Origin of the sequence: Micromonospora haikouensis (assembly GCF_000876225.1) — a bacterium.
Taxonomy (GTDB): Bacteria; Actinomycetota; Actinomycetes; order Mycobacteriales; family Micromonosporaceae; genus Micromonospora; species Micromonospora haikouensis.
On the sequence record NZ_JXSX01000001.1, the window covers coordinates 3,556,261 to 3,577,638 of the forward strand.

At 75.4% G+C, this 21,378-nt stretch carries 19 protein-coding genes and 1 pseudogene; 13 read left to right on the forward strand and 7 right to left on the reverse strand.

Annotated features, from left to right (window positions below; all coding sequences use genetic code 11):
* Positions 1-117 precede the first annotated feature (117 nt).
* Both TK50_RS14585 and TK50_RS14590 read right to left on the reverse strand, forming a co-directional pair.
* Positions 118-2,232 carry a cellulose binding domain-containing protein gene (locus TK50_RS14585; RefSeq protein ID WP_082106322.1) on the reverse strand — a complete coding sequence of 705 codons (2,115 nt, stop codon included), beginning with the start codon at positions 2,230-2,232 and terminating at the stop codon, positions 118-120.
* Positions 2,233-2,474: 242 nt separating this feature from the next.
* Positions 2,475-3,080, reverse strand: a complete 606-nt coding sequence (locus tag TK50_RS14590) for a TetR/AcrR family transcriptional regulator (RefSeq protein WP_043963246.1) — start codon at positions 3,078-3,080, stop codon at positions 2,475-2,477.
* A gap of 109 nt (positions 3,081-3,189) precedes the next feature.
* Between TK50_RS14590 and TK50_RS32245 the strand changes: the two genes are divergently transcribed.
* Together TK50_RS32245 and TK50_RS14600 are read left to right on the forward strand one after the other, a co-directional pair.
* Positions 3,190-3,744 carry a MarR family winged helix-turn-helix transcriptional regulator gene (locus tag TK50_RS32245; RefSeq protein ID WP_063838574.1) on the forward strand — a complete coding sequence of 185 codons (555 nt, stop codon included), beginning with the start codon at positions 3,190-3,192 and terminating at the stop codon, positions 3,742-3,744.
* Complete coding sequence (locus tag TK50_RS14600; protein WP_043963247.1) at positions 3,741-5,387, forward strand: MDR family MFS transporter; 1,647 nt, start codon at positions 3,741-3,743, stop codon at positions 5,385-5,387. The genes TK50_RS32245 and TK50_RS14600 overlap by 4 nt, the downstream gene beginning before the upstream one ends.
* Positions 5,388-5,594: 207 nt before the next feature.
* Here TK50_RS14600 and TK50_RS14605 read toward each other — a convergent pair whose 3' ends face one another.
* The 5 genes from TK50_RS14605 to TK50_RS14625 all read right to left on the reverse strand — a co-directional run bounded on the left by TK50_RS14605 (position 5,595) and on the right by TK50_RS14625 (position 10,516).
* Positions 5,595-6,227: a CG0192-related protein gene (locus tag TK50_RS14605; protein ID WP_043963248.1), complete on the reverse strand. Its 633-nt coding sequence runs from the start codon at positions 6,225-6,227 to the stop codon at positions 5,595-5,597.
* A gap of 184 nt (positions 6,228-6,411) precedes the next feature.
* Positions 6,412-7,299, reverse strand: coding sequence for a hypothetical protein (locus TK50_RS14610; RefSeq protein WP_043963249.1), 888 nt, complete (start codon positions 7,297-7,299; stop codon positions 6,412-6,414).
* Complete coding sequence (locus tag TK50_RS14615) at positions 7,296-8,198, reverse strand: hypothetical protein (protein WP_043963250.1); 903 nt, start codon at positions 8,196-8,198, stop codon at positions 7,296-7,298. The genes TK50_RS14610 and TK50_RS14615 overlap by 4 nt, the downstream gene beginning before the upstream one ends.
* A gap of 402 nt (positions 8,199-8,600) precedes the next feature.
* Positions 8,601-9,257 (reverse strand): response regulator, encoded by a 657-nt coding sequence (locus TK50_RS14620; protein WP_043963251.1) that lies wholly within the window; start codon positions 9,255-9,257, stop codon positions 8,601-8,603.
* Positions 9,245-10,516, reverse strand: coding sequence for a sensor histidine kinase (locus TK50_RS14625; RefSeq protein ID WP_043964568.1), 1,272 nt, complete (start codon positions 10,514-10,516; stop codon positions 9,245-9,247). Before TK50_RS14625 ends, TK50_RS14620 begins: the two co-directional genes overlap by 13 nt.
* A 153-nt stretch (positions 10,517-10,669) precedes the next feature.
* Between TK50_RS14625 and TK50_RS34875 the strand changes: the two are divergent.
* The 11 genes and pseudogenes from TK50_RS34875 to TK50_RS14680 all read left to right on the forward strand — a co-directional run bounded on the left by TK50_RS34875 (position 10,670) and on the right by TK50_RS14680 (position 21,333).
* Positions 10,670-11,491, forward strand: a pseudogene (locus TK50_RS34875) (helix-turn-helix domain-containing protein).
* A complete protein-coding gene (locus TK50_RS14635) occupies positions 11,488-11,685 on the forward strand; it encodes a DUF397 domain-containing protein (protein ID WP_043963252.1) in 198 nt (65 codons plus the stop codon). Before TK50_RS34875 ends, TK50_RS14635 begins: the two are co-directional and overlap by 4 nt.
* Positions 11,686-11,804: 119 nt before the next feature.
* The gene (locus tag TK50_RS14640) at positions 11,805-12,428 is read left to right on the forward strand and encodes a DUF2238 domain-containing protein (protein WP_043963253.1); all 624 of its coding nucleotides are present in this window, start codon (positions 11,805-11,807) and stop codon (positions 12,426-12,428) included.
* A gap of 636 nt (positions 12,429-13,064) precedes the next feature.
* Entirely contained in the window at positions 13,065-13,832 is a 768-nt protein-coding gene (locus TK50_RS14645) for a class I fructose-bisphosphate aldolase (RefSeq protein ID WP_043963254.1), read from the forward strand.
* Positions 13,833-13,854: 22 nt separating this feature from the next.
* A complete protein-coding gene (locus TK50_RS14650) occupies positions 13,855-14,976 on the forward strand; it encodes a 3-dehydroquinate synthase II domain-containing protein (RefSeq protein WP_052503773.1) in 1,122 nt (373 codons plus the stop codon).
* 1 nt (position 14,977) lies between these two features.
* On the forward strand, positions 14,978-15,229 hold the full coding sequence (locus TK50_RS14655) for an acyl carrier protein (RefSeq protein ID WP_043963255.1): 252 nt from the start codon (positions 14,978-14,980) through the stop codon (positions 15,227-15,229).
* Positions 15,222-16,277: a hypothetical protein gene (locus TK50_RS14660; protein ID WP_144420243.1), complete on the forward strand. Its 1,056-nt coding sequence runs from the start codon at positions 15,222-15,224 to the stop codon at positions 16,275-16,277. The genes TK50_RS14655 and TK50_RS14660 overlap by 8 nt, the downstream gene beginning before the upstream one ends.
* Positions 16,274-17,512 (forward strand): aspartate aminotransferase family protein, encoded by a 1,239-nt coding sequence (locus TK50_RS14665; RefSeq protein ID WP_052503775.1) that lies wholly within the window; start codon positions 16,274-16,276, stop codon positions 17,510-17,512. Before TK50_RS14660 ends, TK50_RS14665 begins: the two co-directional genes overlap by 4 nt.
* Complete coding sequence (locus TK50_RS14670; protein ID WP_052503776.1) at positions 17,505-18,899, forward strand: beta-ketoacyl synthase N-terminal-like domain-containing protein; 1,395 nt, start codon at positions 17,505-17,507, stop codon at positions 18,897-18,899. The genes TK50_RS14665 and TK50_RS14670 overlap by 8 nt, the downstream gene beginning before the upstream one ends.
* A complete protein-coding gene (locus TK50_RS32260) occupies positions 18,896-19,897 on the forward strand; it encodes a beta-ketoacyl-[acyl-carrier-protein] synthase family protein (protein ID WP_144420244.1) in 1,002 nt (333 codons plus the stop codon). The genes TK50_RS14670 and TK50_RS32260 overlap by 4 nt, the downstream gene beginning before the upstream one ends.
* Positions 19,894-21,333, forward strand: a complete 1,440-nt coding sequence (locus tag TK50_RS14680) for a class I adenylate-forming enzyme family protein (protein WP_043963256.1) — start codon at positions 19,894-19,896, stop codon at positions 21,331-21,333. Before TK50_RS32260 ends, TK50_RS14680 begins: the two co-directional genes overlap by 4 nt.
* Positions 21,334-21,378 lie beyond the last annotated feature (45 nt).

Consider the following 21,378-nt stretch of genomic DNA (forward strand, 5'->3'; position numbering starts at 1 on the left):
ATCATGCCGGCGGGCGGCCCGTCGCGTCCGGCCCGGGTGCCGCCGGCGGGGCCCGAGGGCTCCCGCCGGCGGCGACGGCCGGTCAGCCGACCCCGGCGTGGCGGGTCGGCGGGCGCGTCACAGCACGGCGCACGGGGTGCCGTTGAGGACGAACGCGGTGGGCCAGACGTTCGGGCCGCTGTACGCGCCCACGAAGCCGGCGCTCGTGCTGCCCCCGCCGCCGGCGATCTTCGAGTTGTCGGCGGTGTTGGTGACCGTCACGGTCCGGCCGCTCTGCGCCCAGTTGGCGCTCCAGCCGCTGTCCACCCGCTGCCAGGTGGTCGGCCAGGTGAACGTGAGCGTCCAGCCGTCGATCAGGTTCGCGCCGTTGTTGACGATGTCGAGGCTGCCGACGTATCCGTTGCCCCAGTTGGTGGTGTCGCGCAGGCGCACGCCGCACGTGCTCTCCGCCGGGCCGGCGGTGGTGAAGGTCACCGGCGGCGACGACCAGGAGAGCCGGCCCGCGCCGTCGCGGGCCAGCACGTTGAGGGTGTACCGGGTGCCCGGCACGAGGTTGCCGACCGCGAGCGAGGTGGCGGTGGTCTCGCCGAGCTGCTCGCTGACCGTGCCGTTCTGCCGGTACACCTCGTACTTGAGGGGACCGCCGGCCGCCGGGGGCAGCGCGGGCCAGGAGACCGTCGCGCCCCGGTCGGTGACGTCGGCGACGGTGGGCTGCGCGGGTGCGCCCGGCGCCCCGGTGACCACCGCGTCCGGGCGCAGCACCAGCGTGGTCAGCGAGTACGGCGGCAGGGTGCGGCTGGTCGCGCTGCCGGACTGGCTGGTGGCGATGGCGGTCGCGCCGTTGGTGAGGGTGTGCACGGTCGGCGCGGCGGCGGACGGGGCGAACCCGGCGTAGTCGATGGTGACCGGGCGGGCGTTGTCCGGGTCCTTGTTGACCAGCATGACCGCGAGGTCACCGTTGGGCCGGCGCACGGCGTGCGCGGTGACCAGCGCCTCGTCGGTGCCGGCCCGGACGAACTGGCCGCCGGCCCCGGCGAGCAGGTTCATCATGGACAGCCCGTGGTACGGGGCGAACGGCGTGTTCAGCGGCGGCTCGCACACGGTGCCGTCGGAGGTGCAGGTGCCGCTGGAGAGCAGCCCGAAGTCGCCGTAGTCGGTGTGGCCGGCCACCTGCGACACCTTGTCGATGCCGTTGTGCACGTTCCACCACTGGACGGTGAACACCCCGTTCTCCAGCAGGTCGCTGTACGCGTCGGCGAGGAACAGCGCGCCGGGCTGGGTGTTGCGGCCGGTGTCGACGTTCAGCTCGGTGAAGCTGATGCCGATGCGGGCGGCGTTCGGCCCCGCGTACCGGGCGATCTGCTGGCGCAGCAGGTGGGCCGCCTCGTCGATGTGGGCGGTGCGCTGCAGGGACTCGGCGGCGCTGCCGCCCGGGTACCAGTGCACGTCCACGAAGTCGACCTTCGGCCCGGCGATCGACAGCACCGCCTGGTTCCACGGGCCGGGGTCGCTGCCGGCGGTGATCCCGTCGGGCCAGTTGCCCGGCATGGTCAGCACCGCGCCGACCTTGATGGTCGGGTCGACGTCCTTCATCGCCTCGGCGTAGTCGACGACCAGGTTCGCGTAGTAGGTCGCGCTCTTGTCCGGGTGGTCGTCGGCCTCCCAGGCCGAGCCGTAGAGGCCGTTGCCGTAGTTCTCGTTGCCGATCGTCCAGTACTTCGCGCCGTACTTCTTGGTGACGTTGGCGTAGCGCACCCAGTCGGCGGCCTCGGCGGGGGTGCCGGTGCCGTAGTTCGCGATGATCATCGGCTGGGCGCCGACCCGCCTCGCCCCGGCCATGAAGGTGTCGAAGTCGGTGTTCGGGGCCACGTACCCGCCGGGCGCGGTGTGGTCCTTCCAGTGGTAGATGTCGGCGTACGAGCCGCCCGGGTAGCGCAGCATCTGGACGCCGGCCGCGCGCAGCAGGTCCGACGTCTCGTTCGTGCCCAGGTTCGAGTCCCAGATCGCCTGGTTGACGCCCAGCGCGGTGTTCGGCACGCCGGCCAGCCCCGCCTTGGCGTTGACGGTGACGACGACCGGGTCGGCGGCCGCGCCGACGGCCGGGGGAGTGATCGCGGCGAGGGCCCCGGTGGCGAGCAGCGCGCTCGCCGCGAGGGCCGTCCACCGGCGTCGGCCGGGCCGGCGCGGCGGCGGGGTGTGGCGTGGATACCCGTACGTGCTCGGGTTGTTCATGCTGTTCCTTCTTGACCACGGGCAGAGCGCCGCCGGGTCGGCGGGCGGCTCTGGACGGACTGATCTGGCGTTGGTCGCAGATGTCGCCGTCCCCCGGGAGGCCGCGCCGGCCACCGGTTGCCCATTGGACGACGGTCAGCCCCGCGCGCGGCTGGTCATCGACGCACAAGAATCTCACGCCCGTGCCCGGATGCTCAAGGCGGTCGTCCGGCCCGGCGGGCCGCGGGCCGGTGGGGTCGCCGTCAGTCGCGGTGGGCCGGCGGGCCGGCGGGGTCCGCCTCGGCGAGCGCGGTGCGGATCGTGTCGAGCAGCGGGCCGTCCGGGTGGTCGATCCAGTGCTGGATGGCTACCCGCAGCGCCGCGAGGAAGCTCGCGGCCAGGACCCGGGACCGCAGCGCGGCGTGCGGGCCGGTGAGCCGGGACGCCAGTTCCGCGGCCACCTCCCGCTCGACCGTCGTGTACGCCGCCAGGTGGTGGGCGAGCAGGCTCGGGTGCGCCCGCAGCTGCCGGCGGTGCGCCAGCCAGGCCGGGTCGGGGTCGCCGTACACCTCGGCGGTGAGGCGCTCGGCCGCCCGGCTCAGCACCGTCCACGGCCGCTCGCCGGGCGCCTGGTCGCGGATCAGCTCCCGCATCCGGCGCAGCCGCACGGTGTCGCCGTGGAAGAACGCCTCCTCCTTGCTGGAGAAGTAGTTGGAGAAGGTGCGGCGGGAGACGTTGGCGGCGTCGGCGATCGCCTCGACGGTCACCCGGTCGGGCCCCTGGGTGGCGGCGAGGCGCAGGGCGGCCTCGTGCAGGGCGAGGCGGGTGGCCGCCTTCTTGCGCTCGCGCAGCCCGGTGACCTGGTCCATGGGCGTCACGATACGTGGCCGGTGATCTACTTCTCAACGCGCAAACTTGCCCAGTGGGCACGTTCGGAGGATAGTTGCTTGCAGCAACCATCACTGTGGGGAGGGCGGCGTGGAGACCACCCGGGAGCTGGGCGCGCGGCTGTACGACCTGCTCAAGAGCGTGCGGCTGATCAAGCAACGGCGCGCCGACGACCGGCCGTCCGTGCCGCTCGGGCTGGTCGGCATGCTTACCCAGATCGAGCAGCTCGCCGCCGGGGCCCACGCCCGGGAGCTGGCCGAACACACCGGGCTCGACCCGTCCACCGTCAGCCGCGCCGTCGCCTCGCTCGTCGCGCACGGCCTGGTCGAGCGGCGGGCCGATCCCACCGACCGGCGGGCCAGCTGCCTGGCCGTCACCCCCGCCGGCCGGGCGGCCCTCGCGGACGCCTACGGCTGGTACGGCGAACTGCTCGACCGGGCGCTCGCCGACTGGACCCCCGACGAGGTGGCGGCACTGTGCTCGGCGCTGGGCCGGTTCACCCGCGACCTCGGGTCCGCCCTCGGCGGCAGAGTCGACCCCGCGTCCGCCCCCGGCGGCGAAACCAACCTCGGGTCCGCCCCCGGCGGCGAGGCCGACCTCGGGTCCGCCCCCGCAGACAACGACAACCTGGAGGCCGCGCGATGAGCGCACCCACCACGACGGCCGAAGCCGCGCCGATGACCCATCGGCAGACCCTCGAAGCGCTCAGCGGCCTGCTGCTGGTGCTCTTCGTCGCCATGCTCAGCAGCACCGTCGTGTCGACGGCGCTGCCGAAGATCATCGGGGCGCTGGACGGCTCGCAGACCCAGTACACCTGGGTGGTCACCGCCACCCTGCTCACCGCGACGGCCACCACCCCGATCTGGGGCAAGCTGGCGGACCTGTTCAACAAGAAGACGCTGGTGCAGGTCGCCATCGTCGTCTTCCTCGCCGGCTCCGTGGTCGCCGGCTTCTCCCAGACCGCCGGTCAGCTCATCGCCGCCCGCGCGTTCCAGGGCATCGGCGTCGGCGGCCTCCAGGCCCTCGTCCAGGTCGCCATCGCGGCGATGATCCCGCCGCGCGAGCGCGGCCGCTACAACGGCTACCTCGGCGGCGTCATGGCCGTCGCGACGGTCGGCGGCCCCCTGCTCGGCGGCCTCATCGTCGACACGTCCTGGCTGGGCTGGCGTTGGTGCTTCTTCGTCGGGGTGCCCGTCGCCCTGGTCGCGCTCGTCCTGCTCCAGCTCACCCTGCGCCTGCCCACCGTCCGCCGCGACAACGTCAAGATCGACTATCTGGGCGCGGCCCTGATCGCCGCCGGCGTCAGCGTGCTGCTGATCTGGATCTCGTTCGTCGACGACTCGTTCGCCTGGCTGTCCTGGCAGACCGCCGCGATGGTCGGCGGCGCGGTGCTCCTGCTGGCCCTGGCCACCTGGGTCGAGTCCCGGGCCGCCGAGCCGGTCGTCCCGCTCGGCATCGTCCGCGAGCGCACCACCGCCCTGGCCATCCTCGGCAGCCTCGCCGTCGGCATGGCCATGTTCGGCGGCGCCGTCTTCCTCGGCCAGTACTTCCAGATCGGGCGCGGCTACAGCCCCACCGAGGCCGGCCTGCTCACCATCCCGATGATGGCCGGCGTCCTCGGCTCGTCGATCATCGCCGGCCGGATGATCACCAGGACCGGGCGGATCAAGCCCTACATCGTCGTCGGCGCGATCCTCCTCGTCGCCGGGTTCGCCCTGCTCGGCACCATCGACCACGAGACATCGCTCGTCCTGGTCGGCGTGGCCATGTTCGTCGTCGGCACCGGCGTCGGCATGACCATGCAGAACCTCGTGCTCGCGGTCCAGAACACCGTGTCGCTGCGCGACATCGGCGCGGCCAGCTCCACCGTCGCGTTCTTCCGTTCTCTCGGCGGCACCATCGGGGTCTCCGTGCTCGGCGCGGTCCTCGCCCGCCGGGTCAGCGACCGGATCACCCACGACCTCGCCGCCGCAGGCATCCCCGTCTCCGGCAGCTCCGGCGGCGGCAGCCTCAACCTCGACGTCCTGCCCGCGCCCGTGCGCGAGATCGTCCGGGCCGCGTACGGCGACGCCACCGGGCACATCTTCCTGATCTCCGCGGCCATCGCGGTCGTCGGCGTCGTCGCGGCCCTCCTGCTCCGGCCGGTCACCCTGCGCACCAGCCTCGACCTGCCCGACCCGGCCAGGTCGGCCGCCGTGGCCGCCGACGCCGTCGATGGCGCGCCCGCCCTCGACCAGGTGGCCGTCGACGCCGGTCGCGGGAGCCGACCGCCCGCCCGCAGGGCCTGACCCGCCCCGGTGCCGGGGCCACCGTCGCCGCCCGGTGACGGTGGCCCCGCCTGCCGTGCGGGCTGGTTGCGGCATGTCGTCCGGGCCGGTCGCCGCCCGTTGTCCGGGCCGGTCGCCGCCCGTTGTCCGGGCCGGTCGCCGCCTGCTGTCCGAGCCGGCGTCGGCGCGGCGGGCGGGTCGGAGTCAGCGTCAGCGTCAGCGTCAGCGTCAGCGTGGCGACGCGTACGCCAGCGGCAGCGGGGCCGGCTGCCCCTCCCACGTGCCCGTCAGCCGGGCGCCGGGCAGGTCGGGATCGTCGCCGACCCGCCGCAGGATGGCCAGCTCCACGGAGCCGGCGAGGATCCGGCTCGGATCCCCGTCGTCGACCTGGTCGACCGCGTCGATCCCCGGAGCACCGGCCAGGCCCGCCCCGTCGACCGCGATCCCCATGCTCGGCGCCCGCTCCTCGCGCCGACCGTCCACCTCGAAGTACTCCTGCGACTGGCCGGTGCCGGCGAGGATCGCCCCGGCCAGGGCCGCCGCGTAGACGGGGTCGCCGCAGGCGTCGTACACCCAGCGTGGCCCCAGCACCGAGTGCTCGCAGGTGCCGACGAGCCACGCGTCGGCCCCGCCCAGCGGCGCGCCCCGGTAGGTCAGCGGCACCTGGTGCACCGGCCCGTTGCCGGCCCGCACCAGCAGCGTCTCGATCCCCACCTCCCCGGCGGGGTCGTCGAAGCGGTACGCCGCGACGCGCTCGACGCCGGCGGCGGCGTCTCCCAGGAACCACGGACGACGGGGCAGCCAGGCCGACAACAGTTCGAGCTTCGTGGGGCGGATCTCCGCCCGGTGCAGCAGCGCCATCACCGGATCATAGGGACCCCGCCCGGAGCCAGGCCGCCGCGTGTCCCGCCCGGTCGGCGGGTGCCCGCGCGGTCGGCGCATGCCTCGCGCGGTCGGCGTGCGCCTTGCCCGGCCGCCGTGTGCCTCGCGGGGTCGGCGTGTGCCTCGCAGGGTCGGGCGGGCACCCGTCCCGCGTCGACCCCGGTCAGGCCGGCGCGCGGGGCGTGCACGTGCGCGGCGGCGGCTCGCCGGTGTACCGCAGCTCGGCGCAGTACCGCAGCGCGCGGGCGGGGGAGAGGGTCCACTCGTACCGGGCGGCCTGGTAGCCCATGTAGGTGATGCGCCCGCAGCACCGGAAATCCCGGTCCCCGTCGCGCAGGTCGTAGGTCCGCGGCACCCCGTCGACCTCCAGCTCGACCCGCAGCCGGTAGTCGGACACGCCGCTCGGGAACGGGTCGACGGGGCCGCCCGACTCGTCGAGCCCGTCGAGCTCGACCGGGACCTCCAGGGTCTGCCCGGCGGCGAGGGGGTGCGGCATTTCGCCGCCGCGCCACCGGCCGGGCGGGGACGCGGCGGGGGAGGCGACGCCGTCGCGGCAGGCCAGCTCGACCCACGGCCCCTGCTCCCGGGGGCGGTCCACCCGCGCGACCGGCACTGCCCGGACCGTGGCGACCTGCACGTCCACGCTGCGCCGGGCACGCAGCGTCAGCGTGTGGACGGGCTCGGGGCCGACCGGTACGCCACCGTTGTCCCGCGCCCACGCCGCGAACCGGCCGCAGTCGTGCACCCACTCCGGTGGGCTGACCCGCGCCCGCGCCTCCGGCACCTCGAACGTCAGCTCGGTGCTGTACGCGGTGCCGGAGAGCGTGGCGGCCAGTTCGACGGCCCCGGCCGGGCCTGCGGAGGCGGCCGGCCGCCTGCCCGCGCCCGCCCGATCCGGCGGAGCGCCGCCGGTGGCCGTGGTGCGGCCCGGCTCGACCCGGTCGCCGCCGCCGTCGTTGCCCGAGCGCAGCGCGTAGACCGCGGCGAAGGCCAGCACCGCCGGCAGCACCCCGATGGCGACGACCCGGAGCAGCCGTCGACCGGCGCTCACGACCGGCCCTCGAAGGGCCCGGGACCGTCGGCCCCCCAGCCGCCCGTGATCTTCGCGTAGTACCGCTCCTGGTAGTGGCGGGCGAGGCTGGTGCTGCGGAACGGCCGGCCGTCGTCGTCGACGGTGAGCACCCGCCGTTCGCCGCCGAGGTCGACGTCCAGCTCGATGACCCACTCGCAGTACGACCGGTCCGTCTGCGCCTGCACGTCCACGGTGAGCGGCTCGCCCGGCGACAGCGTCAGCGAGTGCCCGTCCACGTAGGCCGCACCGAGTTCGAGCTTCTCCGTGACGACCCGCGCGATGCTGTCCGGCTCGTCCAGGTCGAAGCCGATCTTCAGCGGCTCGCCGCCGCCCTGGCTGCCCTCGTACACGTACGCGCCGGACAACGGCGCGGAGCGCCGCTGCACCCGGGCCCGGATCTGGGTCACGAACACCGGGCCGGTCCACTGGCCGACCACCGACAGCCGGATCCGGGTGAACAGCCGGTACGGGTGCCGCGGGCCGCCCGGGTACACGGTGTCGACGGCGTCGCCGGTGGCGGCCAGGTCGGCCACGGTGGTCGGCGTCCTCGGCAGGTCGAGCAGGCGGTGCCGCTGCTCGCCGGTCAGCGGCCCCGGGAACAGGCAGACGGAGGCGTCGTCGGAGCGGTCGTAGTAGTAGGCGTTGACGGACAGGGGCGGCTTCTGCTGCGCGGCCGACTGCTTCGCCGCCTCGACGGCCCGGTCGTCGCGCACCGCTTGGTCGGAGGAGGTGAGCCGGCTGGCCACCTCGGCGACCACCGCGCCGACGACCGCGCTCGCCAGGCCGCCGCCGGCCGCCCACAGCACGGCACGCCGGGAGAACTGGGCCGGCGGCCCGCCGCTCTGCTCCGTGGCGTGCTCCGGCGTGGCCTCGGGCACCGTCCGGCCGCTCCCGGGGGCCGCCCGCCCTGCCCCGGGCGCCGGTGTCGGCGGCGGCTGCGGCGTGCTGGCCGGGCCGGGCTCCCGGCTGCCCGTCGGCGTGCCCGTCGGCGTGCCGTGCGGCGTGTCCGTCGGCCGTGGCACCCGTGGCCTGCGACGGCCCCGCCTTCCTCCGGATCCGGAAGATGACACGCGAATCCCCCCGAAGCGCGATATCGACGAGAACTCATCGTAATAACCGGGACAACCCCACCCCCCACGCCGCCCACCGGCACGCGCGCCGACCGCGCCGACGACGGTGATCAAGAGGTTTGCGTCAAGTTTGATCTTCGGCCTGACACAAACCTCTTGATCACCGGGGCGGGGTGGGGCGGGGCGGGGGCGGGGGTGGGGGTGGGTGGGTCAGGTGGGGGTGGGGGTGTTGAGGTAGTGCAGGACGGCGGCGACGCGGCGGTCCGTGCGGTCGGTGGGTGCGAGGTCGAGCTTGGCGAAGATGCTGCGGATGTGCTTGTGCACGGCCCCGTCGGTGACGAAGAGCCGCTCCGCGATGGCCGCGTTGCCCAGCCCTTCGGCCATCAGCGCCAGCACGTCGCGTTCGCGGGGGCTGAGCCGGTCCAGCCGGGTGTCGGGCCGGCTGCGGACCAGCAACTGGGCGACCACGTCCGGGTCGATGGCCGTGCCGCCGCCGGCCACCCGGCGCAGGGCGACCAGGAACTCCTCCACCCGGCCCACCCGCTCCTTGAGCAGGTAGCCGAGCCCGGCGCCGCCCCGGGCGAGCAGGTCGGTGGCGAACGCCTGCTCGACGTACGCGGAGAGCACCAGGACGGCGAGGCCGGGCTGGCGGCGGCGGGCCTCGACGGCGGCGACGATCCCCTCGTCGGTGTGGGTGGGCGGCATCCGCACGTCGACGATCGCCACGTCGGGGCAGTGCGCATCGACGGCGGCCAGGAACGTGGTCGGGTTGTCGGCGGTGGCGACGACGTCCAGCGACTCGGCGCGCAGCAGCAGCGCCAGGCCCTCGCGCAGCAGCGCGTCGTCCTCGGCGATTACGATCCGCACGGCAGGTCCACCTCCACAGTGGTCGGACCGCCCGACGGGCTGGTCAGGGTCAGCGTCCCGTCGTGCGCCTCGGCGCGCCGCCGGATGCCGGACAGTCCCGACCCGGCGCGCTCGTCCGCGCCGCCGCGACCGTCGTCGACGATCGTCACGCGCAGCCGGTCGCCGGCGCGGCGCACGGTCACCGTGGCCCGTCGCGCCCCGCTGTGCCGGGCGACGTTGGTCAGCGCCTCGGCGGCCACGAAGTATGCGGTGGCCTCCACCGACGCGGCGCACCGGCCGGGCACGTCCGCGTCGACGCGGGCCGGAACGGGGCAGGTGGCGGCCAGCGACAGCAGCGCGTCGGGCAGGCTGCGGTCGGTGAGCACGGGCGGCAGGATGCCGCGGACGACCGCGCGCAGCTCGGCGAGGGCGTCCTCGGCGGCCCGCTGCGCCCGCTCCAGGAGCGCGTCGGCGTCGGCCGGGTCGCGGGCCACCGCCCGGCGTGCCGCGCCGAGCAGCACGGTGACGCCGACGATGCGGTTCTGCGTACCGTCGTGCAGGGCCCGCTCGATGCGCCGCAGCTCGGCGGCGTGGGCGTCGAGCGCGGCGGCCCGCGTCGCGGTCAGCTCGGCGACCCGCAGCACCAGGTCGGCGCCCGGGGCGGGCGGGAGCAGCCGGCGGCCGGGCAGCTCCTGGAGGCGGGCCAGGGCGGGCGTGGCGTAGCCGACGAGGGCCAGCCAGCCGAGGCTGAACAGGCCGACCCCGAGCGCCCCGGCGGTGTCGGTCACGACGGGGAAGCCCAGCGCCGAGGTCGCCTCGCCGGCCGGGAGCAGCCGCCACCACAGCGGGAACGTGCCGTCGCGCAGCACGTTGATCGGCAGTGTCAGGCCGAGCAGGCCGAGGAACAGCCCCAGGGTGGCGTGCGTGACCAGCCAGCGCGCCTCCCGCCGTACGGTCGGGTCGGCCACGGCGGACCGCAGGGTCTGCGGGGCCGGCAGCCCGGCGGCGATGTCCGGGCCGGTGCGGGACAGCCGGTCGCGTTCCCGGTCGGCGACCAGGCGCAGCGCCCGCAGCGCGTACGGCACCGCCGGCAGGCCGACGCCGACCAGGCAGGTCAGCGCCGTGACCGTCAGCAGGGCCAGGGCGGACAGGGCCAGGACGGCGGTGCCGAGCCCGCCGACGAGGCGCTCCAACGCGTCGAGGCTGACGCGGACCCGGGCGGCCGGCACCCACCGGCGGGCGGCAGCCGCGCCGGGTCGATCGTGCTCGTCCGATGCCATCGCCGCCTCCTCCCCACAGGACAGCAGCGACAGTAGGGCACCGGGGTGTTCGAAGGTGCCGGCGTCGAGCACCCGGCACAGCGAGAACGCGTGCGGAACCTTCTCCTCCTGGTAGACCCACCGACCCTGTTGCTGGTCCGTGAAGGAGGAACCATGCCCGCTGGATCCCCGGGGTCGTCCGGGCCGCGCGCGGCACTGTCGCAGTTGGAGTCGTCGCCGGTGGTGCAGGCGTGGGAGCTGGGCATCCGGCTGCGCCAGCGCCGCGAGGAGGTCGGCTTCACCGCGGCGGCGGCCGGTCGCGCCATCGGCATCATCCAGGCGTACGTCTCCGGGGTGGAGTCGGGCCGGGTCACCCGCCCGCCGGCTGGGGGGATGATCGAGGCGTACGAGTTCGAGCCCGACGATGCGGCCGAGCTGGAGCAGCTCCGGGCCGGCGCGGAGCACATCCGCAGCTTCCACCCGGAGGCGATCCACGGCCTGTTGCAGACCGAGGAGTACGCCCGCGCGGTGATCCGGGGCGGCACCACCACGATCCGGCTGACCGAGGTCGAGCGGCGGGTGGCCGTGCGGATGGCCCGGCAGGCACGCCTCGACGGCGCGCACCCGCTGCGGGTGTCCGCCCTGCTCAGCGAGGGCGCGCTGCGCCAGCAGGTCGGCGGCCCGCAGGTGATGCGCCGTTAGCTCGACCACCTCGTCCGGCTGGCCACCGAGCGGCCCGAGCAGGTCGAGGTGCGGGTGCTGCCGTTCAGCGCCGGGGCGCACCCCGCGTTCGGCGGGCCGTTCCAGGTCCTGTCGTTTCCCTCGCCCCGGCTGCCCGACCTGGTCTGGCAGGAGATCCTGACCTCCATCGACATCATCGACCAGTCCGTGCGGGTGACCGACTACATCGTCACCTTCGCCGAGACCCGGGAACTCGCGTTAGGGTCGGACGAGTCGGTCGACCTGATCCGCCGCATCGCCAAGGAGATGACGTGACCGCCCGTCGTCGTGACTGGTGCAAGTCGTCCCGCAGCTCCAGCAACGCCAACTGCGTGGAGGTGCGGCTCGGCGGCGACGCGGTCGGCGTACGCGACTCCAAGGACGTCGCGGGCCCGGCCCTGGCCTTCGGCCCGGCCGCGTGGGGCGGCTTCGTGGCCGCCCTGAAGGCGGGCTCCGCCCCCGGTCGCTGACTCCGGCCGCTGACTCCCGGCGCGCGCCCGCCCTGCCGCCGAGTGGCCGATCAGCGGGGGATATCGTCGGCGACCGACCGGCGGCTGCCGGCCTGGCACAACCGAACAGGCGGTCGTCGGTGTCCCGAGCGCGCGCGGTCCTCCCCCCGGCACTGCTGGCCCTCGTCCTGGTGGCGCTGGTGGCGTCCGGCATCCGGCCGTACGACCGGCTCACCTGGCTGCTGGAGACGGTCTGGGTGATCGTGGGCGTGCCGGTGGTGCTGCTCACCTGGCGACGCTTCCCGCTGAGCACGCTGCTGTGCTGCCTGCTCGCGGTCCACGCGCTGATCCTCATCGCTGGCGGCCACTGGACGTACGCGCGCACCCCGCTGGGCGACTGGGTGCGCGACCTGTTCGACCTGTCCCGCAACCCGTACGACCGGCTCGGGCACTTCGCGCAGGGCTTCGTGCCGGCCATCCTGGTCCGGGAGATCCTCGTCCGCCGCTCCCCGCTGCGGGGCAGCCGCTGGCTCGCCCCGCTCGTGGTCTGCGCCTGCCTGGCCTTCAGCGCCTTCTTCGAGATGATCGAGTGGTGGGCGGCGGTGGCCGGCGGCTCGGCCGCCGACGACTTCCTCGCCACCCAGGGAGACGTCTGGGACACCCAGTGGGACATGTTCCTGGCGCTGCTCGGCGCAATCACGTCGCTGGCCCTGCTCAGCCGGCTGCACGACCGGCAGCTTCCGTCGTCGGCAGCGCGCGACTGAACCGCGCCGCAGGTGTGCGGACGAATGGTTTACCGGCGTTGCTCAGGCTACCGCTGTCATTGACATCCGTCATGTCGACAAATGTCGCGGCTCGGCTGGTCGGCGTGCTCCCTGCGGCGCGATCTGCTGACGGCGGCGCGCGGCTCTGCCTGGCGTCCGGGCACGTGGGAGCGGGTTTCGGCCCATCGTCCGGCAGTGGCGGCGCGTGATCGGCGTCGATCTGCCGACCGCTGTGTCGCGTGACGGCGGACGGGGCGATGTTAGGGGTCGAGACTAAGGGGTGTCCCGCGTCCTGATCCTCGCTACACTGACGCCGGCAAATGTCCCACAATGCTTGCTGGGCTTTGCGGATGTGGCGGCGACTCGAATCGGATACGACGGGCGGTTGGCTACCCACGATGCTGACGTACACGGGGGAATGGCGAAGTCGCGGCCCACGCCGTCTGCCGGTGACCCCGGCCCCGACACCTGACCCGGCCGTGCCGGCCCCCTGAGCGGGTGCCCCCTGGGCGGCCGGGCGAGGCCCCGCCCCGCCCGGCCGTGCGTCCACGGCCGGCCCGTTCGCGCACGTCCTGGTCACCACGCGAGTCCGCGGTCGCCCGGGTCCGGGTCATCGTCCGCCTGAAGGAGGCACACATGGAGTCAACGGGTCGTGAGCGGCGGCTGCGGCGGCTGTGGGGTCCGACCAGTGGACGCACCGTGCTCATGCCGATCGACCAACCCGTGACGATGGGCCCGATCGCCGGGCTGGACGCGATCGACTCCCAACTCGTCCGGCTGCTGGCGGGGGCGCCGAACGGCATCATCGGCCACCGGGGGGTGCTGCGGCGGGTGCCGGCGGAGGTGGCCCGGTCCACGGGCGTCGTCATGCACCTCTCCGCCGGCACCGCCCTGTCGGGCCGGGGCCACGTCAAGACGCTCACCGGCGACGTCGTCGAGGCCGTCCGGATCGGCGCCGACGCCGTGTCGGCGCAGGTCACCTTCGGCGTGCCCGAGGAGACCGACATGCTGCGCGACCTCGCCCAGCTCGCCGGCGCGTGCGCCCAGTGGGGCATGCCGCTGCTGGCGATGGTGTACGTCGCCGGCGTCGACCCCACCGCCGCCCCGGAGAAGATCGCCCACGCCGCCCGCGCCGCCGCCGAGCTGGGCAGCGACATCGTCAAGGTCCCCTACACCGGCTCCGCCGACTCGTTCGCCACGGTCGTCGACGGCTGCTTCGCCCCGGTCGTGATGGCCGGCGGCGAGCCGTCCGACTCCTGGGAGGACGTCCTGCTCGATGTGAAGGACGCCCTGTCGGCGGGCGCGGCGGGCGTCTGCATCGGGCGCAAGGTGCAGCAGCACGCCGCGCCCGAGGCGGCCCTCGCGGACCTGCACGCGCTGGTGCACGCCAACAACCCCGGCTGACCCCGACGAAGGAGGCACGACCGTGTCCGACAGTGACGCGTTGATCCCGCTCTGGTGCGACCTGTCGCACCTGCGCGAGGGCCTGCCCGACATGGTGGCGGCGGTCGTCCAGGCACCCGTGCGGGGCGTCATGGTCCCGCCGGACGCGGTGCCCGACACCGCCCTGCCCGACCGGGTCGAGGTGGCGGTGCTCGTCACCGAGCCGGCCCAGCTCGACAAGCTCGACCCGTCCCGGGCGCTGACCGTCATCGCCGCCGACCACGCCACCCTCGCCGCCGTGCCGCACGGGGGCCGCTGGCGCCGGGGGCGCTGGATCGACGTCACCGACGCCGAGACGATGCAGGAGGCCGTGGCGGCGCTCGGCCACGTCGACGTGCTGCTGGTCAGCTTCGCCGACGAGACGAACATCCCGCTGGAGCTCATCGTCGCCGAGGCCCAGTCGCAGCGCACCACGGTCGTCAAGCGCGTGCACAACTCCGTGGACGCCCTGGTCACCCGCGGGGTGCTCCAGCACGGCCCGGACGCGATGCTGCTGCGTGTCTCCACCCCCGGCGAGGTGGTGCGGCTGGCCCGGGAGCTGCTGGAGCGGCGCACGGAGCAGCTCGACCTGGTCGAGGCCGAGGTGACGGCGGTGCGGTCCATCGGCATGGGCATGCGCGGCTGCGTGGACACGACCGACCTGTTCGAGCCCGACGAGGGGATCCTGGTCGGCTCGACCTCCTCGGGCGGGCTGCTGGTCTGCGCCGAGGTGCACTACCTGCCGTACATGAACCTGCGGCCCTTCCGGGTCAACGCCGGCGCCGTGCACTCCTACGTGTGGACGCCGGCCGGGCGCACCGCGTACATCACCGACCTCAGCGCCGGCGAGCAGGTCCTCGCCGTGAACACCGCCGGGCGCGCCCGTCCGGTCCTGGTCGGCCGGATCAAGACCGAGATGCGTCCGCTGCGCCTGATCGAGTGTCGCATCGGCGACTCGACGATCAACACCATCGTGCAGGACGACTGGCACGTGCGGCTGTTCGACGCGGCCGGCGCGGTGACCAACTGCACCGCCATCGCCGTCGGCGACCGGATGCTGGCGATCTCCGCCGTGCCCGGCCGCCACGTGGGCATCCCGGTCAGCGAATCGATCAAGGAGAACTGAGATGACCGACGCCGACAGCACCCTCGACCAGCTCGTCGCGCTGCTGCTGCGCCGCCAGGGCAACCCGGTCGACTCGATCGGCCCCGACGACCGGCTGCTCGACCTGGCGGTCGACTCGATCGACATGGCGTACCTGATGTCGCACTTCGAGCGCCAGTACGACGCCGACTTCGCCGACGAGGACTTCGAGCTGAGCCGGTACGTCACGGTGGGCGACCTGGCCAAGGCGATCGACGCGCGGATCAATGGCTGAGGGCGCGACGCGGACCCGCCGCCCCCCGGTCATGGACCCGGGGCTGTCGCTGGGCTGGGACGACGGCCCCCTGGACGGGCTGAGCTGCCTGCTGCGCTGCGTCGAGTCGGCGCTGCGGGCCGAGGGCTTCGACAACCGGGAGATCGCCCAGGCCCTCGCCGTGCCGCTGGACCTGCGCGGCGACCGGCGCAAGTCCTCCTGGTTCCGGCACGGCCGGCTGGACTGGCGCAACGCGGTCGACGGCCACGAGCACTGGGACGAGTTCACCGCGCTGGTCGCCTCGGGCACCCCGTGCGTGCTGATGCCGGACCGCTACTACTGGCCCGGCGACGAGTTCGAGGGGGTCGCGCACTTCCTCGACCACATGGTGCTCGCCGTGGCGTACGACGGCGAGGTGCTGGAGGTGCTGGACACCGACGCGCCGCCGGCCGACGGGTACCGCCGCCGGATCCAGGTCACGCCCGACGTGGTCCGGGGCTGCTGCCGGTTCGCCACCGTGCACTTCACCCCGCCCCGCGACGACGCCGCCGCGCTGCGCGCCACGCTGCTGGAGCCGACCGCCGTGGCGCTGGCCGAGGACCTGCCGGCGCTGCGCGCCGTCGCCCGGCGCTGGCGGCGCGACGGCCTCACCGGGCCCGCCGCCCGGGCCCTGCACGTGGTCGTGCTGGGCGCGGTCCAGCCGTCGCTGTTCCTCACCGCGCTGGCCGTCGAGCAGGCGTACCCGGCGCTGGCCACCGAGCTGCTCGCCGCGTCCCGCGCGGCGCAGAAGCTCGGCCGGACCCTCATCGGCGCGCACCGCTGGGCGGGCGCGCAGGCCGACGACACCTCCGTGTACGCCCCGGTGCTCGCCGTCTTCGAGGCGTGTGAGGCGGCGCTGGCCCGGCTCGGCGACGAGCTGCACCGCCAGCTCGACCTGCCGGCGCCGGACCCCGATGCCGACGGCGACGACGAGGGCGTCTGGCGGCGGATCGTGCGTAACCAGGCGTGGTGCTACGCCGACCGGGTCGCGCCCGCCGACCAGCACCGCGACGAGGAGAGGAACCGATGACCGGAGAAGGCCCACTCGACCTGAGCGAGTCCCAGGCGCTGCGGCGGCGCGCCGTGGCGGTCGACGCCACCCTCGCCTACGAGGGCTACGTCCTGGCCCGCGACCGCCTCGTCGACGGGGCGTACCCGCTGTACGGCGAGCGCGCCAGCGGCGCCCACATCTGGGACGTCGACGGCAACCGCTACCTCGACCTGATCCTGGCCTACGGCACGATCATCCTCGGGCACGCCGACCCGGTGGTCTCCGAGGCGGTCCTGCGGGAGATCCGCGACGGCTTCGCCATCACGCTGCGCAAGCGGGTCCAGGTGGAGCTGGCGGAGCTGCTGACGACGGTGATCCCGCACGCCGAGAAGGTCTTCCTGCTCAAGACCGGCTCGGACGCCACCAGCGCCGCCGTCCGGCTCAGCCGCGTGCACACCGGGCGGACCCGGGTGATCCGCTGGGGCTACAACGGCTGGCACGACTGGTGCGCCACCCGCCCCGGCGGGGTGCCCACCGAGGCCCAGGCCGTGGTGGACAGCTTCGACTACAACGACCTGGACAGCCTGCGGGCCGCGTTCGAGCGCCACCCCGGCGAGGTCGCCTGCCTGCTGATGATGCCCTTCGAGGTGGACCCGCCGGCCCCCGGCTTCCTGGCCGGCGCGGCCGAGCTGGCCCACGAGCACGGCGCGCTGTTCGTCCTGGACGAGATGCGCTCCGGCTTCCGGGTGGCCCCCGGCGGCGCGCAGGAGCGCTACGACGTCCGGGCCGACCTGGTGACGTTCAGCAAGGCCATGGCGAACGGCTACCCGATCTCGGCCCTGGTGGGCCGCGAGGAGGTCATGCGGGCCGTCGGCGAGGTGCACATCAGCTCGACGTTCCACGTCAACGGCGCCGAGATGGCGGCGGCGGTGGCCACCATCAGCCAGCTGCGCGACGGTGCGATCCTCACGCACGTCGAGCGCCTCGGCGAGCGGCTCCAGGCGGGGCTGGCCAAGCAGCTCGCCGAGCACGGCCTGCCCGGCCGGGTGCTGGGGGTGCCGCAGATGCCGTTCCTGCGGTTCACCGACCCCGACGAGGCGGCGCGCGGCCGGGCGCACGACGCGTTCTACACCGAGACGACCCGGCGGGGCCTGCTGCTGCACCCCAACCACCACTGGTACGTCTGCGGTGCCATGACCGACGAGGACGTCGACGCCGCGCTGGAGGCGACCGCAGCCGGCTTCCGCGCCGCCGAGGCGGCCGCCCATGGCTGAACCGGGCCGGCGGCAGGTCGTCCACCGCGTCCGCGAGCTGCTGGCCCGCTACCGCGACCCGGCGCAGGTCGACGGCCTCGGCGACGACGAGCCGCTGGCCGTCCTCGGCGTCGACTCGGTCACCCTGATCACCGTCGCCGCCGAGCTGCACCAGCGGTGGGACCTCACCATCGGAGACGACGCCGTGCTCGACCCGGCGGCGTCGGTCGCGTCCCTCGCCGCCGCGGCCGTCGCCGCCGACCGGCCGGACGGCCGCGCCGGCGGCCGGCTCGACGTGGTCGGGATGGGCGTCGTGGCGCCCACCGGCCACGGCGTGCCGGCCCTGTGGGACGGCCTGCTGGCCGAGCGGGCGCACCGGCTGCCCATGCCGTACGACGCCGCGCGCGGCCACCGGGCCGGCGCGGTGGCCGGCGCGTCCGCCGCCGAGGTGGTGGCACCGGACCGCCTGCTCGACCTGGTCTGCCTGGCCGCCGGGGAGGCGCTCGACGGCCTGGACCTGGGCCGCCGGGCCGGCGTCACGCTCGTCGTCGGCACCACCGACACCGGCGGCAACGCCCTCGGCCACGCCCTCGCCGGGGCGGGCGACGACCGGGCGGCGCTGGCCGGGTGGGTCGCCGAGCGCGCCGCCGAGAAGCTCGGCCTCGGCGCGGCCGTCACCGTGGGCAGCGCGTCGGCCTCCGGGGCGGTGGCCCTCGGGTACGCCCGTGACCTGCTGCTCGCCGGCGACGCCGAGGAGGCGCTCGTCGTCGGCGCGGACACGGTGTCGAAGTCCGCGTTCCACGGCCTGGCCGCCCTGCGCACGCTCGGCGTGGACGGCTGCCAGCCGTTCCACGAGGCGCGGCGGGGCATCGCGCTGTCCGAGGCCGCCGCCGCCTGCCTGCTGCGCCGGCCGTCCCCCGGCGACGACGCCGTCCTCGGCCGGCTGGCCGGCTACGGGGCGAGCAGCTTCACCACCCACATGGCGGCCCCCGAGTCCGCGGGGATCGAGCTGGCGCTGCGCCGCGCGCTGGCCGCCGCGTCCCTCGCGCCGGGCGACGTCTCGTTCGTCAACGCCCACGGCCCCGGCACCAAGCTCGGCGACGTGGCCGAGATGCGGGCGCTCGCGGACGTCTTCGGCGACCGGGTCCGGGCGCTGCCGATCAACAGCGTGAAGGGTCTGCTCTGGCACTGTCAGGGCGCGGCCGGGGTCATCGAGTCGCTGGCGTGCCTGCTGTCGCTGCGGCACGGGACGCTGACCCCGACGACGGCGGCCGAGCCCGTCGACCCGCAGTGGAGGGAGTACGACATCGTGACCAAGCCCCGGGACCTCGCCGACGCCCGGTCGGCCGTCTCCGTCTCCTGCGGCCTGGGCGGCGTCAACACGGCGGTCGTCTGGGAGCGGGCGTGAGCACGGGAGCCGGGGTGGGCACGGGAGCGGGCGTGCACACGGCGGCGGCCGGCGCGGCGACCGTGACGACGGTGCGCCTGGCGGCCGGCGGCAGCGACCGGTTCGCCCTCGACGAGGCGGCGCGCAACCGGGCCCGGGGGCGCGACGGCTGGCCCGCCGAGCCCGACCTGACCCGCGTCGTGGTCGACCGGTTCACCGACGTCGTCGGCCGGGTCGTGGCGGCCGGTGGGCTGGACGCCGCCGCCCGCCGGGAGACCGAGATCGCGGTGGGCACCCTCTACGGCATGGCCCGCGTCGGCGAGGTCATGCACGAGCAGCTCGACGAGGCCGGGCCGAAGTGGCTCGCGCCGGAGATGTTCGTCTACTACTCGCCGCACTCGCTGGTGTCGGCGGCGGCGGTGGCGCACGGGCTCGGCGGCGCCGCCACGACGCTGCTCGGCCGCGACGGCGGGATGCAGGCCCTCCTGCACGCGGTGCGCCGGCTGGCCACCGGCCAGGCCGACACGGTGCTGGTCGGCGCGTACGAGGCGCTCACCCCGTTCGCGGACGCGGCGCTGGACCGGCTCGGGGTGCCGCACCACGCCCAGTTCGGCGACGTGGCGGCCGTGCTGCTCGGCCGGGAGGCGACCGGGGACGCCGGTGACCGCCACCTGCTGTCGGTGGCCCGGGGCGTGGCGTCCGGTCGGGCGCTGCCCGACGTGCTGGACGCGGCCGGCGTCGACCCGGCCGCCGTCGCCGACGTGCGGCTGTGCGGCGCGACCGTCGCCGTCCAGCAGGCCGCCCGCGCCGAGTTCGGCGCGGCGTTCCCCCGGGCCCGGACGTGGGTCGGCGGGGCGTCCTCGCCGGCCGTCGGGCCGGTGTGCGCCCTCGCCGAGGCGGTCGCCCCGCCCGCTGACGCCGGCACGGAAACCGCCGCCGCCGAGGGGGAGGCCGCCGGCCGGGTCGTGGTCGTGGTGGCCGGTCGGCCCGGGGCGTGGGACGTGGTGCTCGCCCGATGAGCGGCCCGGCCACCCTCGCGGACGCGCTCGCCGAAGTGGCGGGCAGGAGCCCGCACCGCCCGGCGGTCGTCGCCGGCGACCGGACGCTGACCTACGCCGAGCTGCTGCGGCGGGCGGACCGGCTCGCGGCGGGGCTGACCGGCCGGGCCGCCACCGTCGCGCGGTGCGCCGACGACGTCGCCGTGACGGTCGTGGCCGCCGCGATCGCGGACGTGCCGCTGCTCGTCGGCGACGCCCGGGCCGCCGACGACGAGCGGGACCGGGCCCGGTCGCTGTTCCGCGCCGACCGGCTCGTCACCGGCGACGGCGACCGGCTCACGGTCGAAGGGCTCGCCGGGTTCGCAGGGCTCGACGGGTTCGCCGCCGGAGACGCCGACCGGCTCGCCGTCGCGGGTCACGACGGGCCACCCGGCGACCCCGGCGGGGACGGGCCCGCCGGGCTGGGGCTGTCGACCTCGGGCAGCGAGGGCTGGCCGAAGTGCGTGGAGCGGCCCTGGCCGGCGGTGACGGCCAACGCGCGGGCGTTCGCCGCGGCGCTGGAGCTGTCCCCCGGCGAGGTGGTCGCCTGCACGACCCCGCCGCACCACAGCTACGCCCTGTGCGGCGGCCTCGTCACGACGCTGGTCGCCGGAGGCACGTACGTGGCGCTGGACCAGCGGCCGGGCCCTCGCACGGTGGCCGACGCCGTCGACGGGCACCGGGTGGCGGTGCTGCTGTCCGTGCCGCTGCTGTACCGGTGGTTCTCGACCGCCGGCCTCGCCACCCGGCACCGGCCCCGGCTCTGCGTCTCGGCGGGCGCGCCGCTGCCGCCGGAGGACCGCCGGCGGTGGGCGGAGGCGGTGGGCTGGCGCATCGGCGAGCACTACGGCACCTCCGAGCACGGCATGCTGACCCTCGACACCGAGTCGGTCGCCGGCTCCGTCGGCCGGCCGGTCGCCGGGGTGACGCTGACCGTCGACCCCGCGCCCGGCCCCGGGGACGTCCTCGTGTCCTGCGCCGGCCCGCCGACCCGCGTCCACGCCGCCGGGCCGGCCCCCGGGCCGGCCGGACACGGGCCCCAGCCGACCGGCGACGTGGGCCGGCTCGACGGCGACGGGCGGCTGCACCTGCTCGGCCGCCGGGGCGGCACGCTCAACGTCGCCGGCAACAAGGTGCCGGCCGCCGAGGTCGAGGACGCGCTGCGGGCGTTCCCGGCCGTGCGGGACTGCGCGGTGGTCGGCGCGCCGGGGCCCGGCGGCGGGCAGGAGGTCGTGGCGTTCGTCGAGACCGTCCGCGAGCTGGACCACCGGGCGCTGTACGCGTTCCTGCACGGGCGGCTGGCCGCGTACAAGGTGCCGGCCCGGGTGGTCGTCGTCGACCGGCTGCCCCGCAACGTCAACGGCAAGCTGCTGCGCTCCGAGCTGCTGCGCGGGCTGGCCGCCGGCACCTGGCGCTGACCCGCGCGGGCGGGCCGGCGTCGGGCACCGGCGGCGTGCCGTGGT